Origin of the sequence: Arthrobacter sp. MAHUQ-56, assembly GCF_019710585.1 — a bacterium.
Lineage (GTDB): Bacteria > Actinomycetota > Actinomycetes > Actinomycetales > Micrococcaceae > Arthrobacter.
This window is the reverse complement of record NZ_JAIFZQ010000008.1, coordinates 445,851-464,943: the sequence shown is the minus strand read 5'-3', so window position 1 is coordinate 464,943 and position 19,093 is coordinate 445,851. Positions and strand designations below refer to the sequence as shown.

Annotated in this window: 17 protein-coding genes; 7 read left to right on the top strand and 10 right to left on the bottom strand. The window is 67.7% G+C overall.

Features of this window, described 5'->3' with window-relative positions; all coding sequences use genetic code 11:
* Position 1: 1 nt before the first annotated feature.
* Entirely contained in the window at positions 2-1,222 is a 1,221-nt protein-coding gene (locus tag K4G53_RS06350; RefSeq protein WP_221384629.1) for a CaiB/BaiF CoA-transferase family protein, read from the bottom strand.
* A 54-nt stretch (positions 1,223-1,276) separates the two neighbouring features.
* Entirely contained in the window at positions 1,277-2,647 is a 1,371-nt protein-coding gene (locus K4G53_RS06345; RefSeq protein WP_221384628.1) for an SLC13 family permease, read from the bottom strand.
* A gap of 133 nt (positions 2,648-2,780) precedes the next feature.
* Here K4G53_RS06345 and K4G53_RS06340 point away from each other — a divergent pair, with 133 nt between their 5' ends.
* Entirely contained in the window at positions 2,781-3,479 is a 699-nt protein-coding gene (locus K4G53_RS06340) for a FadR/GntR family transcriptional regulator (RefSeq protein WP_221384627.1), read from the top strand.
* A 65-nt stretch (positions 3,480-3,544) separates the two neighbouring features.
* On the opposite strand, the gene K4G53_RS06335 is transcribed toward K4G53_RS06340, so the two are convergent.
* Both K4G53_RS06335 and K4G53_RS06330 read right to left on the bottom strand, forming a co-directional pair.
* Entirely contained in the window at positions 3,545-3,961 is a 417-nt protein-coding gene (locus K4G53_RS06335) for a DUF4190 domain-containing protein (RefSeq protein ID WP_221384626.1), read from the bottom strand.
* 51 nt (positions 3,962-4,012) lie between these two features.
* Positions 4,013-4,609, bottom strand: coding sequence for a LysE/ArgO family amino acid transporter (locus K4G53_RS06330; RefSeq protein ID WP_221384625.1), 597 nt, complete (start codon positions 4,607-4,609; stop codon positions 4,013-4,015).
* A 71-nt stretch (positions 4,610-4,680) separates the two neighbouring features.
* Here K4G53_RS06330 and K4G53_RS06325 point away from each other — a divergent pair, with 71 nt between their 5' ends.
* Positions 4,681-5,643 (top strand): LysR family transcriptional regulator ArgP, encoded by a 963-nt coding sequence (locus tag K4G53_RS06325; protein WP_221384624.1) that lies wholly within the window; start codon positions 4,681-4,683, stop codon positions 5,641-5,643.
* Here the strand turns inward: K4G53_RS06325 and K4G53_RS06320 are convergent.
* Positions 5,603-6,577, bottom strand: coding sequence for a nuclease-related domain-containing protein (locus K4G53_RS06320; RefSeq protein WP_221384623.1), 975 nt, complete (start codon positions 6,575-6,577; stop codon positions 5,603-5,605). The two genes, K4G53_RS06325 and K4G53_RS06320, sit on opposite strands and share 41 nt — an antisense overlap.
* 240 nt (positions 6,578-6,817) lie before the next feature.
* Here K4G53_RS06320 and pgm point away from each other — a divergent pair, with 240 nt between their 5' ends.
* Complete coding sequence (pgm, locus tag K4G53_RS06315) at positions 6,818-8,482, top strand: phosphoglucomutase (alpha-D-glucose-1,6-bisphosphate-dependent) (protein ID WP_221384622.1); 1,665 nt, start codon at positions 6,818-6,820, stop codon at positions 8,480-8,482.
* Positions 8,483-8,560: 78 nt separating this feature from the next.
* On the opposite strand, the gene K4G53_RS06310 is transcribed toward pgm, so the two are convergent.
* Positions 8,561-9,067: a 2'-5' RNA ligase family protein gene (locus tag K4G53_RS06310; protein WP_221384621.1), complete on the bottom strand. Its 507-nt coding sequence runs from the start codon at positions 9,065-9,067 to the stop codon at positions 8,561-8,563.
* A gap of 104 nt (positions 9,068-9,171) precedes the next feature.
* On the bottom strand, positions 9,172-9,777 hold the full coding sequence (locus tag K4G53_RS06305) for a malonic semialdehyde reductase (protein ID WP_221384620.1): 606 nt from the start codon (positions 9,775-9,777) through the stop codon (positions 9,172-9,174).
* Positions 9,778-9,977: 200 nt separating this feature from the next.
* Here K4G53_RS06305 and K4G53_RS06300 point away from each other — a divergent pair, with 200 nt between their 5' ends.
* Positions 9,978-11,330 carry a uracil-xanthine permease family protein gene (locus tag K4G53_RS06300; RefSeq protein WP_221384619.1) on the top strand — a complete coding sequence of 451 codons (1,353 nt, stop codon included), beginning with the start codon at positions 9,978-9,980 and terminating at the stop codon, positions 11,328-11,330.
* A 7-nt stretch (positions 11,331-11,337) separates the two neighbouring features.
* Here K4G53_RS06300 and K4G53_RS06295 read toward each other — a convergent pair whose 3' ends face one another.
* On the bottom strand, positions 11,338-12,270 hold the full coding sequence (locus K4G53_RS06295) for an SGNH/GDSL hydrolase family protein (RefSeq protein ID WP_221384618.1): 933 nt from the start codon (positions 12,268-12,270) through the stop codon (positions 11,338-11,340).
* On the bottom strand, positions 12,267-13,151 hold the full coding sequence (locus K4G53_RS06290; RefSeq protein ID WP_221384617.1) for a GAF domain-containing protein: 885 nt from the start codon (positions 13,149-13,151) through the stop codon (positions 12,267-12,269). The genes K4G53_RS06295 and K4G53_RS06290 overlap by 4 nt, the downstream gene beginning before the upstream one ends.
* Before the next feature lie 284 nt (positions 13,152-13,435).
* Between K4G53_RS06290 and treS the strand changes: the two genes are divergently transcribed.
* Positions 13,436-15,712, top strand: coding sequence for a maltose alpha-D-glucosyltransferase (gene treS, locus K4G53_RS06285; RefSeq protein WP_221384616.1), 2,277 nt, complete (start codon positions 13,436-13,438; stop codon positions 15,710-15,712).
* 36 nt (positions 15,713-15,748) lie between these two features.
* Here the strand turns inward: treS and K4G53_RS06280 are convergent, their stop codons facing one another.
* Positions 15,749-16,966, bottom strand: coding sequence for an ROK family transcriptional regulator (locus K4G53_RS06280; protein WP_221384615.1), 1,218 nt, complete (start codon positions 16,964-16,966; stop codon positions 15,749-15,751).
* A gap of 226 nt (positions 16,967-17,192) precedes the next feature.
* Here K4G53_RS06280 and K4G53_RS06275 point away from each other — a divergent pair, with 226 nt between their 5' ends.
* Both K4G53_RS06275 and K4G53_RS06270 read left to right on the top strand, forming a co-directional pair.
* Positions 17,193-17,951 (top strand): sugar phosphate isomerase/epimerase, encoded by a 759-nt coding sequence (locus tag K4G53_RS06275; RefSeq protein WP_221384614.1) that lies wholly within the window; start codon positions 17,193-17,195, stop codon positions 17,949-17,951.
* Entirely contained in the window at positions 17,948-19,075 is a 1,128-nt protein-coding gene (locus K4G53_RS06270; RefSeq protein WP_221384613.1) for a Gfo/Idh/MocA family protein, read from the top strand. Before K4G53_RS06275 ends, K4G53_RS06270 begins: the two co-directional genes overlap by 4 nt.
* Positions 19,076-19,093: the final 18 nt, after the last annotated feature.

Genomic DNA, 19,093 nt, shown 5'->3' with positions numbered 1-19,093 from the left:
GCTACTTGGCCCCCGCGGCTGCAGCGGCCGTGGCCAGGCCCAGCCACTCCCGGATGGCAGGCCCGTCCTCGTCCAGGAGCGGCGGCGCGTCGTGTCCCGTCAGTGTGGTTTCCGCGGTGTCGCCGGGCGCGAAGAACCGCAGCGGCGGCCCGGGCAGGCTCACCTTGCCCAGCACCGGGTGCTCGACATCCACGACGAGGCCCTGGGAGGCCACCTGCTCCCAGGCGTACACCTCGTCAAGTGAGCGGACCTTGCCGGCCGGGATCCCGGCGTCGTTCAGCTTTTGCAGCAGCTCCTGCGCGCCGTAGCCGGCAAAGACGCGTTCGACGGCGGCAATCACCCCCGCGCGGTTCCGCACCCTTTCGGCGTTGCTGGCAAAGCCCGGGGCAGCCGGGTCCAGGCCAAAGGCCGCAGCGAACGAGGTCCACAGCTTCTCGCTTCCCACGCTGATCTGCACGCTGCCGTCCTTGCAGTTGAACAGGCCGTAGGGGGCGATGGACGGGTGGTGGTTGCCCTGGGCCTGCGGCACTTCACCAGCGACCGTGGTCCTGGTGCCCTGGAAAGCGTGGACGCCAATCAGCGATGCCAGCAGCGAGGTGCGCACCACCTTCCCCTGGCCGGTCCGGTTCCGCTCCACCAGCGCGGCCAGGACGCCGAACGCCCCGTTCATGCCGGAGAGCAGGTCCGCGATGGGAACGCCGACCCTTTGGGGGTCGTCCGGGCCGGACCCAGTGAGGGACATCAGGCCCGCTTCGCCCTGCAGGATCTGGTCGTACCCGCTGCGCCGGGACTCGGGCCCGTCATGGCCAAAACCCGTGATGGACAGGATCACAAGCCGGGGGTTGAGCTGATGCATCGCCGCAGTGGAGAAGCCCAGCCGGTCCATGACGCCGGGCCGGAAGTTCTCGATGACCACGTCCGCCCGCTCCAATAAACCGCGGAGCACTGCCCTGCCATCGCCGCTTTTCAGGTCCAGGCTGATGGACTCCTTGTTGCGGTTGCAGGACATGAAGTAGGTGGACTGCAGGTCATCCTCCGGGCCAACGAAAGGCGGGCCCCAGCCGCGGGTGTCATCCCCCGTTCCCGGGTTCTCCACCTTGATGACGCGGGCACCCAGGTCCGCCAGCATCATGCCGGCGTGCGGTCCGGCCAGTGCGCGGCTGAGGTCGACGACGGTGTGCCCGGCCAGGGGGCCTCTGCGGGAAGTTTCGGCGGTGCTCATGTGCGGGTTTCCTTTCTCAAAGACGGGCGGCGCTCAGGCCTGTGGTTGCGCCGGCTAGAGCCAGCCGGGCACCACCAGGGCCAGCCAGGCCAGGACGGGTCCGGCCACGATGACGATTCCGCTGTAGCCGAGGATCTTCCTGTAGAACCTGTCCTTGTCCACGCCTTCGGGGGCGTTGGCCAGCACCAGGGCGCCGTTGGTGGAGAAGGGCGAAACGTCCACGATCGTGGCGGACACGGCGAGGGCACAGATGACTCCAATGGCCCCGATCTCACCGGTGGAGAGGAACGGCACCGCGAGCGGAATGAGCGCGGCGAGGATGGCGGTGGAGGATGCAAACGCGGAGACGATGGCACCGATGAAGCAGATGATGAGTGCTGCCAGCAGCGGCATCCCCATGCCGGCCACACCGCCGGAGACGAATGTGATGGTGCCGGCTTCCTCCAGCACCCCGACGAACGTCAGCATTCCGCAGATCAGCAGCACGGTGGACCAGCTGATCTTGTTGATGGCGCCCTTCTGGGCGGCAGGCGAGACGAGGGCCAGCACGATGGCGATGGTGATGGACACGAACCCGACGTCCATCTTGAAGCCGAGGGCGACGACGGCCAGCACCACCAGGCCGGCGATGGTGACCAGCTGCGGGATCCGGTCCTTGCGTTCCTTGGTGGCGGCGACGCCGTCGCCGGCGGGGTCCCGGGGGCCGTACATGCCGGAGCCGAAGCCCTTGAACGGGACGTCGCCGCCGGCTGCCTTGGCGCCGACGCTGACGGCCATCCGGGCCTCGGCTGCCTGCTCTACGAAGTGCCCAACCTTGGAGGACATGAGGTTCTTGCCGCCCAGGACCACAAAGAGCACCACCGCGATGACGAGGTTGAAGACCAGGCTTGAGAGGAACAGCGCGGTGGGGCTGAACGCGAGGTCCGTCTTGGCAAGGATGCCGTTGACGGTGACGCCATAAACGGCGATGGGCGAGAAGCCGCCGGCCTGGGCGCCGTGGATCACCATCATGCCCATCAGCAGCGGGCTGATCCTGTACTTTCCGGCGAAGCTCAGCGCGATGGGGGCGATGATGGCGACGGCGGCCGGAGACAATGCGCCCACCGCGGTGATCACGGCGGTGATGGCGAACATGACCCAGGGGATGAGGGCCACGCGGCTGCCCACGAGCTTGACGGCGCCGCGGACCAGCAGGTCGATGGTGCCGTTGTTCTGGGCTATGGCGAACAGGTAGGTAACGCCGACGATCGTGAGGAAGAGGCCACCCGGGAAGTTGGCCAGGATCTCGTTGGTGGACATGCCCAGCACCACGGCGCCGAGCAGGAATGCCCCCACGAAGGCAAGGGCGCCCATGTTGAGGGGCAGGACGGTAGCGAGCAGGAACATCGCCGCAAGGATGATGATCGACAAGACAGGAGCGGACATCGTTGGTCCTCCATTGGGGAAGAAAGAAGTGTGACGTGAGTTACTGGCTCACTGGACTAGCCTCTTAGACAGTGAGTCTATCTGTCAATAGCAGCCCGGGGTATCCTGTTCGTGGATAACCTCGGGAGGAACTGTGGAAAAGACAGCGCGGGCAGGTCTGGAGCGGGTAACGCGGCCGCGGCTTTACGAACAGCTGGTGGAGCAGATCCTTGCCTACATCGAGTCCGCCCAGCTCCGCCCCGGGGACCTGCTGCCAGCGGAGCGTGACCTGGCCGAGCGGCTGGGAGTCTCCCGCGCCACTCTGGCCCAGGCACTGGTGGCGCTCGAAGTCCTGGGTGTCATCGACGTGCAGCACGGTACGGGCGCGGTGCTGGCCCGGCGCCCCAGCGTGGCGTCCGTGATCAAGGGGCTGCGCGAACACCGGAGCAGGCTGCCGGAAATCGTCGAAGCCCGAAGCACGCTGGAGGGAAAGCTCGCGGCGCTGGCCGCGGAACGCCGCACCGACGACGACCTCGCCGCGATCGACAACGCCTTGGAGGTCATGGCCCGGGAGATCAACGACGGCGACCGCGGCGCGCAGGGGGATGAACTCTTCCACCAGGCCATCACCGCCGCGGCACACTCCTCGGTACTGGCCCAGCTGATGGCCTTTATCGCGGAGATGATCCTGGAAACCCGGATGGAGTCCCTGGGCCAGCCAGGCAGGCCGGAGCAGTCGCTGGCCTCCCACCGCAAGATTGCCGACGCCATCCGGGCCCGGGATCCCGAGGCCGCTGCCAAGGCCATGCTGGCGCACATTGAACTTGTCTCGGACGTGGAGCTGCTCCGCTAGCCGCAGCCAGGCCACTCCGGCGCCGCAACTCCCCGCCGGCGGTGGCGCAGGAGGCGGACGGGCCGCTAGAAGGTGCCGCTGGTACCGCTCGAAGCCGCCAGCGCCAGGCCGATAATGAGCAGCAGCCACATGGCACCCCAGCCCAGCAGGCAAAGGTAGCCCAGCACCAGGCCGGCGATGGACATGCCTTTTCCGGAAGGTTCGCGGCGCAGGGCCAGGTGCCCGGTGACGATCGCCGCGACCTGCGGAAGCATCAGCCACCCCATGATCACTGAGGCGATGCCGCAGACCATGCTGGCGATGCTCAGCGTCTTCGGTCCGGCAGGCTGTCCGTAATAGGGCGGCCCGCCATAAGTGGAGGCCTGCCCATAGGGAGACTGCTGCCCGTACGCACCCGGAGGCTGGTAGGCGGGCCACGGCGCCCCGTGCTGCCCGTAGTCCGGACGCTGGTATTCGGGGTATTGGGACGGCTGGTTGCTCATGGCTTCTCCCCTGTAGCTCAGGTTCCAGCGTACGTCAGCGCGGGCCGGCCGTCAGTGCAGGACCAGGCGGATAGCCAGGACAACCATCAGCACACCGATGCCCGCATCGATCCAGCGCCAGGTGCGGGGACTCCGGAGGATTCCGGCCAGGGCCCGGGCTCCGTATCCGAGTGCCGAGAACCAGAGGATGCTGCCTGTGACCGCCCCACCGGCGAAAGTCCAGCGGAGGCCCGCCCCCTGCTGGTTGGCCAGGCTGCCCAGCAGCACCACGGTGTCCAGGTAGACGTGCGGATTGAGGAACGTCAGGGCCGCCGCGGTGGCCACCACCGAGTGCTTTGAGCGGGGTGCCTGCTCTGCCAGTGCGGAGGGTTTCAGGGCCGCCAAGAACGACCGCACGGCGAACCACACCAAATACGCTGCCCCGGCCCAGCGCAGCACTTCCAGGGCGTCCGGAAAGCGGGTCACGAGCGCCCCGATTCCGGCGGTGCCCCCGACGATGAGCAGTGCGTCGCCGGCCATGCAGACAGCCACCACGGCGCCCACGTGTTCGCGCCGGATCCCCTGCCGCAGCACGAACGCGTTCTGGGCACCTATCGCCACGATCAGTGCCAGGCCGGTCAGGAGTCCCGTGATCCCTGCAGTCAACATTCCATCGACGTTAGGTAGCGCGGCTGCCATAAGGCAAGTAAAGGATTCTTCAGGTTCATTAGAATGCCTTCATGAACCTCGAGCACCTGAAAGCCCTCACCGCGGTCATCGATGAAGGTACCTTCGAGGCGGCGGCGGACCTGCTTCGGGTCACGCCGTCGGCCGTGAGCCAGCGGATCAAGGCCCTGGAAGCCTCAGTGGGCCAGGTGCTGGTGCGCCGCCGCCTGCCGTGCACAGCCACCGACGCCGGGTCCCTGCTGCTGCGGATGGCCCGGCAGGTGCAGCTGCTGGAGGCGGAAACGTCGGCGGCCCTTGGAGCCGTCTCCCCTGCGCGCGCCCACCTGCCGCTGGCCATCAACGCCGATTCGCTGGCCACCTGGTTCGTCCCGGTCCTGCACCAGGCCGCGGGCTGGGAGGATGCCGTCCTTGACCTCCACGTGGAAGATCAGGGCTACAGCAGCCAGCTTCTGCGCGAGGGAACCGTGATGGGTGCGGTCACCTCCGACCCCATCCCGGTCAGCGGATGCCGGGTGGAACTGCTGGGCCACATGAGGTACCTGCCGGTGGCAACCCCTGAACTCGTCCGGCGCTACTCGGCCTCCGGCGTCATCGACTGGGCTGCCATGCCGGTCCTGAAGTTCAACGCGAAGGACAACCTGCAGCGGCAGTTGCTCGGTTCCAAAGGCGTGGCACAGTCCCCTCCGACGCATACCGTCCCATCCTCGGAAGGCTTCCTCGCCGCCGTCACGGCGGGCCTGGGCTGGGGAATGCTCCCCGAGCTCCAACTGGCCGGGAAGCTGGAGCTCGGGAACGGCCTGGTCCGGCTTGAGGACGCCGCCTGCGAGGACGTCCCCCTGTACTGGCAGGCGTGGACGTTGGATTCGGAACGGCTCAACCGGGTATCCGCTGCAGTCCACAGCGCCGCGAAAGAGCAGCTCCGGCAGCCGAAAGGGAACGCCGGCGAGCCGGCCCCGGCAGGACCTGCGCGCGGAACTAGCGGCCCAAGTAGGGCAGGATATACACGGCAAAAATGACGAATGCCGCCAGCAGCGCGAGCCTGCCGCCGCTGGTGCCGCCGTGCTGGTGCGCCTTCATGCTGCGCCCGCCCCCTGATACTGGCCGCCCTGATCCGGCCGTCCCCGCTCCTGGAGCTGCCAAGCCTGCACGTGCTCCTGGTCCGGCCGGTTGCCCCGCTTTGGGCAGGGCACGCCCAGCAGGATGCCGGGAGGCACTGCCGTTCCGGCTCCTGTCCAGTTTCCCGGCCCTTTCCACTCCCGCGGCCGGCCCGCCCGACGCGTCCGGGCGGGGCCCGCCGGGCGGCAGGGCTCCTGCCGGCCGGACCACGGTTCCGGGCCGCACGTTGCGCAGGGCCGTGATGCCGGGTTCCTGTTCATGGGTGAGCTGCTGGCCCAGGTGCTCGTAAACTCCCACCACGGCCTGCTGGTCCAGCACGGGAGGCAGGGCTTCGATGGCTCCCACCAGGCGCTGGGAACCGGCCACCGCAACATCGGAACTGGTGATCCCGAAGAGATCAGGCTGCGCTGCCATGCAGATCAGCGGCCGCACCAGCCGGCGATGCGGCGGCATCAGGACTGATGCCACCGCTGCGCACTGCGCCAGCGCACCTTCCACAGCCTGGGTCCGTGCATAGCGCCCTTGCCACAGCACCCCGGATGCCACCCGCACCTCGCCGGTCCAGTTCTTTGAATCCACCACCACGACGCCGCCGGGGCCCACCAGGACGTGGTCCAGGCTCGCCTTGGGCCGTCCCGGCCAGTGGACATCGTGCAGCACATACCAGCCGCGCGGGACCAGTTCGCTGAGCTTGTCGGCCACCACCCGCTCGCCCACGGCTCCGGCGTCCCACGCCTTCGTGGTCCGCTCGGCCTGGTCCAGCTGCCGCTTAAGCCTGGCAACCCTCTCAGCAGCCAGCCTGGACTGCTCCGCTGCCCCGTCTCCTGCCCCCATCGGACGTCCCCGCTTCCCTGCCGGACGGGACGGCGGCGGCTGGCCGCCGTCGTCCGTTGCTTCAGTGGTTTTCCCGGATTTTCTTGAAAGTATGCAGCGCGCCGGGGGCCGGGTATATAAGTACTTTCCGGGCCCTGTACTCAGGTGGACTACTTGTTTGGCGAACGTCATGGCATGTCACAGGGTCCGGATTCTGGGCGCGTCGTTTTGACTCCTGCCAGCTTCTGGCATGCTGTAGCCATGGCTAGCCGCGCGGGTACAGTTGCCCAACCCCAGGACCTTGTTGACATCACTGCGCTCCTTGACGCGTACTACGACATCTCACCGGACCTGGCCGATCCCGGCCAGCGCGTGGTGTTCGGCACCTCCGGGCACCGGGGCTCCAGCCTCAAGGCGTCCTTTAACGAGTTGCACATCGTGGCCATCACCCAGGCGATCGTGGAATACCGGGCGGCACAGGGTGTCACCGGTCCCCTCTTCCTGGCCAAGGACACGCACGCCCTGAGTGAGCCGGCACAGAACTCGGCCCTGGAGGTGCTGGCCGCCAACGGCGTCCAGGTCCTCGTCGACGCGCGCCACGGCTACACCCCCACTCCGGCTCTAAGCCACGCGATCCTCACCTACAACCGGAACGCTGCCCCCGGCGCCCCGCAGGCTGACGGCATCGTGGTCACGCCCAGCCACAACCCGCCGGCCGACGGCGGCTTCAAGTACAACCCCCCGCACGGCGGCCCGGCAGATTCCGACGCCACGGGCTGGATCGCCAACCGCGCCAACGAACTGCTCGAAAACGGGCTGCGCGGCGTCAAGCGGATCCCGCTCGCCGATGCCCAGGCCGCGGACACCACGGGCAAGTTCGACTTCCTCAGCAGCTACGTGGACGACCTCCCGTCCGTCCTGGATCTGGACGCCATCCGCAACGCCGGGGTGCGGATCGGTGCCGACCCCATGGGCGGCGCCTCGGTGGACTACTGGGGCGAGATCGCTGAGCGACACCACCTCGACCTCACCGTGGTGAACCCCACGGTGGACCCGCAGTGGGCCTTCATGACCCTGGACTGGGACGAGAAGATCCGGATGGACTGCTCCTCGCCGTCCGCGATGGCGTCGCTGATCCAGCGGATGTCAGACGCGGCAGCCTCCGGCCAGCCGGCCTTCGACGTCGCCACCGGCAATGACGCGGACGCGGACCGCCACGGCATCGTGACCCCCGACGGCGGGCTGATGAACCCGAACCATTACCTCGCCGTCGCCATCGACTATCTGTACCGGAACCGCAGCGGCTGGAACCCCAACTCTGTGGTGGGCAAGACCCTGGTGTCCTCCTCGATCATCGACCGCGTGGCCGAAAGCCTGGGCCGCAAGCTCGTGGAGGTTCCCGTGGGCTTCAAGTGGTTCGTGCCCGGCCTGCTCTCCGGCGAGGGGGCGTTTGGCGGCGAGGAATCCGCCGGTGCCTCCTTCAACAAGCGCGACGGCAGCGTCTGGACCACGGACAAGGACGGCATCCTGCTGGCCCTCCTGGCCTCCGAAATCACCGCCGTCACCGGCAAGTCGCCGTCGCAGCTGTACAAGGGACTGACGGACCAGTTCGGCGCCCCCGTCTACGCCAGGATCGACGCCGCCGCCACGCGTGAGCAGAAGGCCAAGCTGGGCAAGCTCTCCGCTGCGGACGTCACTGCCACCGAACTGGCGGGCGAGGCGATCACCGCCAAGCTCACCGAGGCACCGGGCAATGGCGCGTCCATCGGAGGCCTCAAGGTCGTCACCGAGAACGCCTGGTTCGCGGCCCGGCCGTCCGGTACCGAGGACGTGTACAAGATCTACGCCGAGTCCTTCAAGGGCGAGGAGCACCTGAAGCAGGTACAGGCCGAGGCCAAGGCCCTCGTGGACAGCGTCATCGCCTAGAAAACCGCCGGATGCTCTATCACTTTTGGTCCCTAACCGGGCTGGTTAAGGACCAAAAGTGATAGAGCATCTGTGTTTTTAACGGGACCAGAGCCGCAGGACGCGCCTGATGGTGTGGTCGCCGCCGGGAGCCATATCCACCAGGGCGATGCGCTCAAGCACGACGGCGTCGCCCTGGTTCAGGCGCTTCAAGCCGGCTCCCGGGGCGCCATGGTGGGAGACATGGGGGCGGTAGCCGGACAGGGTATGGCGCGGGGTCAGGATCCTGCCGCCCACGCCCGCCACCACCTGCACCAGCTCCTCATGCAGCGACTGCAGGGCCGGGTGCGGATCCACCAGGCTGACGGGCACCGAGCCGTTCCGCCCGAAGGCCGCGTCCTCCCCTACCCTGAGGCCCGCCCCGAGAGCAGCCCTGGCCGGCGCCTCGGCCAGCGCCCCCACAGATACGGCGGGGTCGGCACCTGCCGGCGCGCCGACGTCGAACCTCACCAGGGTGATGTGCAGCGGCCAGTCCGAGCGCGGAAACACCTGGCCGCCAGCCACCGGCTCGACGAACGCCACGAAAATCAGGTTCCGCAAGGGCATAGCCACAGTCTCCCACCTCCCCCCTTAACCACAGATGCTCTATCACTTATGGTCCTTAAACGGGCTGGTTAGGGACCATAAGTGATAGAGCATCCGGGAGGGGGTTAGACGGTACGGACGGCCTCGCTGTAGGAGAACTTCGGCTTTGCCTCGCCCCAGGCGTCCTCACCGGGCTGGCCGATATTGACCACCAGGAAGCTCTTCTGGTCGCCGGCGGGGAAGAAGGCGGCGTCGATCGCGTTGAAGTCCGCGCCGGTCATGGGGCCGGCTGCGAAACCGAGCGAGCGGACGGCGAGGATGAAGTACCCGGCCTGCAGGTGCGCGTTGTTGTTGCCGGTGGCGGCGGCCAGTCCAGGGTCGGCGTCGTACATGGCTTTGGGGGCGTTGTAGCCGGGGAGGAAGTTGTCCCACTTGCCTGCCCAGTCGGTGTCGTAGCTAAGGATGGCCACGAGCGGCGCGGAGGCGGTCTTGGCGCGGTTTCCCTTGGACAGGGCGTCCACCAGGGTGGCGCGGGCCTCGTCGGAACGGACGTAGGTGACGCGCAGCGGCTGGGAGTTGAAAGCTGTGGGACCGAACTTGGTGAGTTCGTAGATCGCCTGGGCCTGCTCCTCGGTCACTTCTCCGGTGAAGGAGTTGGCGGTGCGGGCCTGGGCAAAGATGGCGTCGACGGCTGCCGAATCGATAACCGCTTCTTCATGGGCAATGGTCATTGCGTACCTTTCGCTGCGCCGCCCCGCCTTCCGGGGGTGGCCTCGTTGCTTTCCATAGTTGCAACTTCAAGCGCTTCGACCCTCTTCCCGTGACGGCCGGTGACCTTGGCCACAGAGGATCGGGCCGGGAGGCCGGGGAGTATTCTGGAGCGAGTTGATCTTCGCCCCCTCGAGGCACCCCCTGAAAGGCATTCCTTCCCATGAGCATGCTCGGAATCAAATGGAAGCTGCACGGCACCGGTAAATCCATCAAGCCGGGCGGCGTCGTGGCACCGGACGAGCGGCTGGTCTGGCCGCTCACCATCGGCGTGGGCATGCAGCACGTGGTGGCGATGTTCGGCGCGACGTTCCTCGTTCCCATCATCACCGGCATGCCCCCGGCCACCACGCTGTTCTTCTCCGGCATCGGAACCCTGCTCTTCCTGGTGATCACCAAGGGCCGGATCCCCAGCTACCTGGGCTCGAGCTTTGCGTTCATCGCGCCCATCATGGCCTCACAGCAGCAGTTCGGAGTCCCCGGAGCGCTCGGCGGGGTGGTGCTGGCCGGCGTGGTCCTGGCGCTGGTGGGCGCCATCGTGCAGAAGTTCGGCGCCGAGTGGATCAACCGGCTCATGCCGCCCATCGTCACCGGCGCCATCGTGGCGCTGATCGGCCTTAACCTTGCCCCGGCAGCCAAGCAGAACTTCGACGCCGCGCCGGTCACCGCCGTCGTCACCCTGGCAACCATCATCCTGGTCAGCGTCCTGTTCCGCGGGATCCTGGGCCGGCTCAGCATCCTGGTGGGCGTGGTGGTGGGATACCTGGTGGCCATGCTCCGCGGTGAGGTGAAGTTCGACAAGATGGACGCCGCTGCCTGGGTGGGCCTGCCGCACTTCCAAACCCCCGAGTTCCACATCGGCGTCCTGGGCCTCTTCGTGCCCGTGGTCCTGGTGCTGGTGGCCGAGAACATCGGCCACGTCAAGTCCGTTGCCGCCATGACCGGGCAGAATCTCGACGGCGTCTCCGGACGTGCGCTGATGGCCGACGGCGCCGCCACGGTCCTGGCGGGCTTCGGCGGCGGGTCCGGCACCACCACCTACGCCGAGAACATCGGCGTCATGGCGGCCACGAAGGTCTATTCGACGGCGGCCTATTGGGTGGCAGGCATCTTCGCCATCCTGCTGAGCTTCTCGCCGAAATTCGGCGAACTGATCGCCACGGTCCCGCCGGGCGTGCTGGGCGGCGCAGCCACCATGCTGTACGGCATGATCGGCGTGCTGGGCGTGAAGATCTGGGTGCAGAACAAGGTGAACTTCTCCAACCCGGTGAACCTGACTACCGCCGCGGTGGCCCTGGTGATCGGCATTGCGGACTACACCTGGACCGTTGGCGACCTCAAGTTCAACGGCATCGCCCTCGGATCCGCAGCAGCCCTGGTGGTCTACCACGGGATGCGCGCCATCGCGAAGGCGCGCGGCAGCGTGGCCGAGCCGGAAACCGAGCAGTCCGGGCTGCCGCCGGCCGTGAAGGCAGCGATGAACGCCGCCGCCAAGCGGGCTCCGAAGAAGCGCTGAGCCCCGCTCAGGCGACGTCGCCCATCACCGCGCCCCTGCCTCGAGCTGTACCGGCCCCCTGGGTGCCCGTCTTTACGGTGGCTGGAGCCAGGGCCGGGTGCGCGGCCGGGAAGGGGCCCGGGCGGCCCAGTCCGAACACCGGTCCGGGCTGCGGCCGCTTTGCCGCCAGCGAAACCGCTGCCGGGTGCGGGCGCAGCTGTTTCAGGACCCAGGGGACGAAGTAGTGCCGCACCCACACCAGGTCTTCGGCCCTGGCGTGCTTCCACCCCTGCGCGGGAAGTGGCCGCGGCTGCAGCGGCTCGAGCGTGTGCGGCACGCCCAACGCGTTGAGGGTTGCCACGGCCACGGCGTGGTGGCCCAGCGGGGACAGGTGCAGCCGGTCCGGGTCCCACATGCGCGCGTGCTGGAGTTCGGGCAGGCACCACAGGTCCACCATGACGGCGTGGTGCCGTGCCCCGATCGTATGCAGGTGCTCGTTGTAGATGGCCACACGTCCGCGGATGGTGCTGAAGACCGGCGTGTTGCCCCAGTCCGGGCCCGCGAACAGGAGCACGGTGGCCCCCGTGGCTGCAAGGGCGCCAATTGCCTGGTCCAGTTTTTCCGCAAGCTTGTCGGGGTCGCCGTGCCGGAAGATGATGTCGTTGCCGCCGGCCGCCATGGCCACCAGGTCCGGCTTCAGTGCCAGCGCCGCGGCCAGCTGCCCGTCAAGGATCTGCCGCAGCAGCAGGCCGCGAATGGCCAGGTTGGCGTACGCGAAATCCGCCTGCCCGGCGGTCAGTTCCTCGGCCACCCGGTCAGCCCAGCCGCGAAGGCCGCCAAGGCTCCGCGGCTCAGGGTCGCCCACCCCTTCCGTGTAGGAGTCCCCCAATGCAACGAACCGGTGCCAGGGGTGGCCGGGCGCGTCCGCGCCGGCCCGCAAGTCCTGTTTCTCGATGGTCATGCCGTCCTCCCTTCCGCGGCGGGCGGGGGTTCTGCCTCCGCCGCACCGTCCTTGCGGAGCGACGTTCCGGTTGGAAGGTCCCGCCCCGCCGCCGACGGCCGCGGAAGCTCCGTGACGCCGTCGTACTTTTCCTGCCCCGGCCCAGGAGGCTGCCCGCCGCCCGGGTTCAACCCGCCCGGGGCGACAATGTTCAAGGCCGCGTCCCGGAGGTCAACCTCGTGGTGCAGTGCCTGCGTCTGCAGGAACCGCAGCGCGCCCTCCCGGGTGAGTCCGTATTCATTCATCAGGCTGCGCACCGCCAGGTCCACCAGGACCAGGGAGCTTTGGACGACGGCGATGCCCGCCGTCGTTTCGGCGCGTTGGGCCACGCGGACCAGGACGCGCAGGGCCCGGGCCATCTGGCGCGCGTAGTTTTGGCTTGCCAGCAGGTCGTCGCTGTTGAAGGCATGCGGCACGGGTGCGTAGAGAGTGATGGCGGCGCTGGTTGCGCCTTCGCTGAGGATGGGGACCGCGAGCAGGGACTGCACGCCATGGCCGGCGGCTGCGCTGGCATAACCGGGCCACCGCCGGTCGCGGCTGAGGTCCGAGACCACCACGAACTCCCCGCTGCGCAGCGCCTCCATGAGCGGGCCGTCGGCGAAGGAGCACTGTTCCCGGTCCGCCTCGCGCGCCTGTTCAGTGCTGGCCGCAAGCGTGCGCGCTTTTCCAAGCCGGAAGAGGGTGGCAGCCCAGCCGATGCTGCGGCGGTCACCCTTGATGTCCCTCATGAAGTCATGAGCGACTTCCCAGAGGTAGGTTTCGACATCCTTGCTGTCGTAAACCGGCTCCGGTGGAACTGGAAGCGGTCCCCAGCCAACCTGCCCCGAAGGTTCAGCGGCCATGTTCCAGCCTTGGTCGAAAGCGCTTCGGCCTACTGCAAAACCTATTTCTAAGAATACGTCCGGAAAGCGCGTGGAGGTGCGTGAATCCATCAATTGGGGGAATTGGGGGATTCGGGTCATGCGGCCACGCCGCGCCCCGCATGCTTGCTTCCGCCACGGGCCCGGGCAGTAGCATCGGGAGAGGGAACGCCGAATAGTCCCTGTTCACATGGGTACGGGTTTGCGTGGGCAGGGTTTGGAAGCATCCACGCCAGCACGGAAACGAGCAAGGGAAAGAGGAGCTTATGCGGGAGCCTGATACCAGCGAGCGCATTTCTGAATCGGATGCCGCCGCAGGTAATGGGGAAGTGGACCAGAACGCGGCCGAACCGGCCGCGGAGCTGGACGCCACTTTCGATGAACAGTTTTTCGCAGCCCGCCCGAAGGCCCTGAGGCCCATCGCGCGCCGGCGCCAGTTTGTGGGCGACCGGCCGTCCTTTGAATTCGACGGACGGAACGCCGCGTACGTGGAGTGGCTGCGCAACCAGGCGATGCTCGGGGATGCGAACACCCTGGCCCGGCAGCTGTCCGGCCAGGCCAGCATGTGGCAGAACTCCTACGCCCACCCGAATCCGCGGGCCGCCGTCGAACGCGCCTCCGTGTGGTTCACGGCCTACCCGCTGTCCTTCATCACCCCTACCGGCCAGTCGTTCCTCTCCGCCCTGGGCGATCCGGAAATGTGGAAAGCCTTCCGTGAAATTGGGATCCGGGGGATCCACACCGGACCGGTGAAACTGGCCGGCGGCATCAGCGGCTGGTCCCACACGCCGAGCGTGGACGGTCACTTCGACCGCATCAGCATGGCCATCGATCCCGTCTTTGGCACGGAGGACGAGTTCCGCCGGATGTGCGAGGTGGCCGCCGAGCACGAGGGAACGGTCATTGACGACATCGTCCCCGGGCACACCGGCAAGGGCGCGGACTTCCGGCTGGCCGAAATGAACTTCCGGGACTATCCCGGGATCTACCACATGGTGGACATCCCGGAAGAGGACTGGAACCTGCTTCCGGACGTCCCGGAGGGCGCGGATTCGGTCAACCTCAGCCCCGATTCCGAGCAGGCGCTGCAGAAGGCCGGCTACATCATCGGCAGGCTGCAGCGGGTCATCTTCTACGAGCCCGGCGTGAAGGAGACCAACTGGAGTGCCACCCGGCCCATCGTGGACACCACCGGAAAGACCCGCCGCTGGGTCTACCTGCACTACTTCAAGGCCGGCCAGCCCTCCATCAACTGGCTGGACCCCACCTTCGCCGGCATGCGGCTGGTGGTGGGCGACGCGCTGCACTCCCTGGTGGACCTGGGCACGGGCGCACTCCGGCTGGACGCCAACGGGTTCCTGGGCGTGGAAAAGAGCGCCGAGGAACAGCCCGGCTGGTCTGAAGGCCACCCGCTGTCCGAGGCAGCCAACCAGCTGATCGGCTCCATGATCCGCAAGGTGGGCGGGTTCTCCTTCCAGGAACTGAACCTCACCATCGACGACATCAAGGCGACCTCCGAATCAGGCCCGGACCTCTCCTATGACTTCATCACCCGGCCCGCGTACCACTACTCCCTGGTCACCGCGGATACCGAATTCCTGCGGCTCACGCTGCGCCTGTCGATGGAGATCGGGGTAGACCAGGCCTCGCTGGTCCACGCCCTCCAGAACCATGACGAACTCACCTATGAGCTCCTGCACTTCGCCGCCGGACACCGGGACGAGATGTTCGAACTCAACGGGGAGGAACTCACAGGCGGGGAACTCGCGGAACAGGTCCAGCAGACCCTGCGCGAGCGGCTGACGGGCGAGAACGGGCCCTACAACGCCGTGTTCACCACCAACGGCATCGCCTGCACCACGGTCAGCTTCATCATGGCGGCCCTGGGCATCAAGGACCCGGCCACCGTCACGCCGGAGCAGGAAGCCCAGATCCGGGATGTCCACCTGCTCCTGGCGATGTACAACGCCCTGCAGCCGGGCGTCTTCGCACTGTCCGGCTGGGACCTCACAGGCATCATGGCCCTGGACCGCAGCAGCGTTCGGGAATTGACCGCCCAGGGTGATACCCGGTGGATCAACCGCGGCGCCCACGACCTCATGGGGACCAGCCCGGACGCCACCACGTCCTCGGCAGGAATGCCACGCGCGCGGAGCCTCTACGGGCCGCTGCCCGAGCAGCTGAAGGACCCGGACTCGTTCGCCCGGCGGCTGCAGCGGATCCTTGCCGTGCGGGAGGACAACGGCATCGCCACGGGCACGCTGCTGGATGTTCCCGAGGTCTCCAACCGCGGGGCACTGGTGCTGGTCAACCGGCTCAAGGACGGTTCCCTGCAGGTCACGGCGCTGAACTTCTCCGGGCAGGACATCGCCGGGAGCATCCAGTCCAACGAGCTGCCGTCCGGGGCCAACGTCAAGGACCTGTTCTCGGGCGGGACGGTGGGGCAGGTGGACGACCTGCACAGCTTCTTCCTCGAACTGCCGGCCTATGGCGGCACCGCGCTGCTGCTGACCGAGGCGCCTGAGCCGGAGGCCGAAGCTTAGGGCCAGCGCCGGCGCCCGGGTCAGCAGGCCCGGGCGTCAGCCCGCCATGGCACCGGCCAGCGTGGCTTCGATGACGGCAGGCGAGAGGACGTGCCGGGTCACCAGCTGGCTCGCCCCGAGGACCGCCGCCTGGGCGCCCGCACGGGAGACGCTGATGCGCAGGTGGGAGGTGGCCAGCGGCGGTGAGCGGCGGTACACCACCTCTCGGATGCCGGCCACGAGGTGCTCACCGGTTTCCCCCATGCTGCCGCCCACCACGATGACGGACGGGTTGAGCAGGTTAACCACGGTGGCCAGTACCTCGCCGATGTCCCGGCCTGCCTGGCGCAGCGCCTGGATGGCCTGCAGGTTTCCGTCGGCGGCGAGCCGGAGCACGTCCGCGCCCTTGGCAACATCCAGCCCCTGCCCCTGCAGGAAACGGGCGACGGCGGGCCCGGACGCCAGCGCTTCCAGGCACCCGTAGTTGCCGCAGGCACACAGGACATCCCCGCCCCGGGCCACCTGCACGTGCCCCAGGTCGCCGGCCGTGCCGTTGGCGCCGCGCTGCAGTTCGCCGCTGCTGATGATGCCGGAGCCCACGCCCGTGGCCACCTTCACGAAGAAGAGGTTGCCGTGCCCGGGCCAATGCGCCGTCTGCTCCCCCAGCGCCATGATGTTGACGTCGTTGTCCACCAGCACGTGGACCGGCAGCGACCGCTGGACGTAGCTGACGACGTCGAAGCCGTCCCAGCCCGGCATGATGGGCGGTTTCACCGGCTTGCCGGTGTCGTGCTCCACGGGCCCGGGCAGTCCGATGCCGATCCCTGCAAGTTCGCCGACGCTGCGTCCCACGGACGCCAGCAGCTCCTTGCCCTGCGCCACCACACGGTCGAGGACCGCTTCCGGCCCCTCAGCCACCTGCTGGGCCAGCCGGTGCTCGGCCAGGATCTTCCCGCCGAGGTCCGTGACCGCGACGATTACGTGCGTGGCCCCCACGTCCACGGCCAGCACCAGGCGGGCGGAGGGGTTGAAGGCAAAGCGCGACGGCGGCCTGCCGCCGCTGGAGAGTGCCTCGCCGGCCGGACCGACCAGGCCGGAGGCCATGAGCGCGTCGATCCGGGAGGCGACGGTCGAGCGGGCGAGGCCGGTGGTTAGTGCCAGCTCGGCACGCGTCCGGGCCTTGCCGTCACGCAGGAGCTGGAAGAGATCCCCCGCCCGCGACAGGCTGCCGACGTCGGCGTCTTTCGCGGCCTGCTTACCCGTGGCTTGAGTCATGTCTAAGTCATAACACTCCTACTTCCTGCTGTCATTCCGGCAGAACTGTGACACGCGACAAACAACTTTTGCTTGACGCGCGGTAAAAGTCGCCCTAGGTTGTGATGGACTGCACACACATCCGCGGGAGGAATGCCGGGCATCAGCCGCAGTGATCCTGTACGGGAGACCACCCGCCAGCGCCTGACCCCGCTGCTCGAAGCAAACTAGTCCGCAAAGGAAACCGATGTCCTACTCACTGCAGCTGTACACGCTCCGCAACGCCATCTCCGAGGACCTTCCCGGCACCATCAGGAAAGTGGCCGAAATCGGATACACCCAGGTGGAGCCCTACAACTTCGTGGCCACGGCGAAGGAACTGGGTGCCGCCCTCAAGGAGAACGGCCTCACGGCTCCGTCCGGCCACGCTCCGCTGATGGCCCAGGACCAGGACGAGATCTTCACTGCGGCGAAGGAACTGGGCATCACCACCGTGATCGACCCGTACCTGCCGGCGGAACACTGGCAGAAGGCCGAAGACATCCAGGCCACGGCCGCAAAGCTCAACGCCGCGGCGAAGAAAGGCGCCGACTATGGCATCCGCGTGGGCTACCACAACCACGCCTGGGAGCTGGAGTCCATCGTTGAGGGCCGCACCGCGCTGGAGTACTTTGAAAGCCTGCTGGATCCGGAACTGGTCCTGGAGGTGGATACCTACTGGGTGGCCGTCGGCGGCCAGGACCCGGTGGACATCCTCACCAAGCTCGGCGACCGGGTGAAGTTCATCCACATCAAGGATGGCCCATTGACCGGGGACAACAAGGCACAGCAGCCGGCGGGCCAGGGCAAGGTACCGGTCCTGGATGTCATTGCCGCGGCAAAGTCGCTGGAGGTGGGCGTGGTGGAGTTCGACGACTACTCCGGTGACATCTTCGAGGGCATCGCCGAGAGCCTGGCCTTCCTCAACAACGCAGCCAACAGCACCGCCGAAGGAGCCACCGCGTGAGCACCCCCGCAGCACCCCCTACACGCAAAGGACCGGTGGGCGTCGGCGTCATCGGCGCCGGAGTCATCAGCAAGCAGTACCTGGACAACCTCACCGCCTTCCCGGACCTGAAAGTCCACGTCATCGCCGACCTCTTCGAGGAGGCCGCCGAGGCCCGCGCCAAGGAATACGGCATCGCCGAATGGGGCGGGGTGGACAAGGCCCTGAACCACCCCGACGTCGAAATCATCGTCAACCTCACCATCCCCGCCGCGCACGTGGAGGTGGCCACCGCCGCGGTCAACGCCGGCAAGCATGTCTGGACCGAGAAGCCCTTCAGCCTGGACAGGGAGTCCGGCCTGGGCCTGCTCAAGACCGCCGACTCCGCCGGCATCCGCCTGGGCTGCGCCCCGGACACCTTCCTCGGCGCCGGCATCCAGACGGCTCTGCGGCTGATCCAGCGCGGGGACATCGGCACGCCGCTGACGGCGATGACCACGTTCCAGACCCCCGGGCCGGAATCCTGGCACCCGAACCCGGCGTTCCTCTTCCAGCACGGCGCCGGTCCGCTGTTCGACATGGGCCCGTACTACCTCACCACACTCGTCCAGGCGTTCGGCTCCATCCGCAAGGTGGCCGCCGTCGGATCCAAGGCCAAGGACGTGCGCATCATCGGCTCCGGTCCCAGGGCCGGTGAGGAATTCACCGTCGAGGTGCCCACCCACGTCTCCGCGATGGCCCAGTTCGAGTCCGGCGCCTCCTCGCACAGCGTCTTCTCCTTTGAATCCCCCCGGACCCGGATGGGCTTCGTGGAAATCACCGGGACCGAGGCCACCCTCTCGCTGCCGGACCCCAACTACTTCACCGGCGACATCAGGCTCTGGCGCGCCGGCGACGAGGACTGGACCACCATCCCCGCCACCGGCCCCGCCAACGGCCGCGGCATGGGCGTGCTGGACATGGCGCGCTCCCTCCGGGCCGGTGTCCCGCACCGCGCCACCGGAGACCTCGCCTACCACGTCCTGGACACCATGGTCTCCATCAGCGAATCCATCGACTCCGGCAGGTTCGTCGACGTCGAAAGCTCGGCACCGGCAGCCGCCGCCCTCCCCGAGGACTGGGCACCGGAAACCGCCACCATCTGATCCAGCAAAACCAGCCCA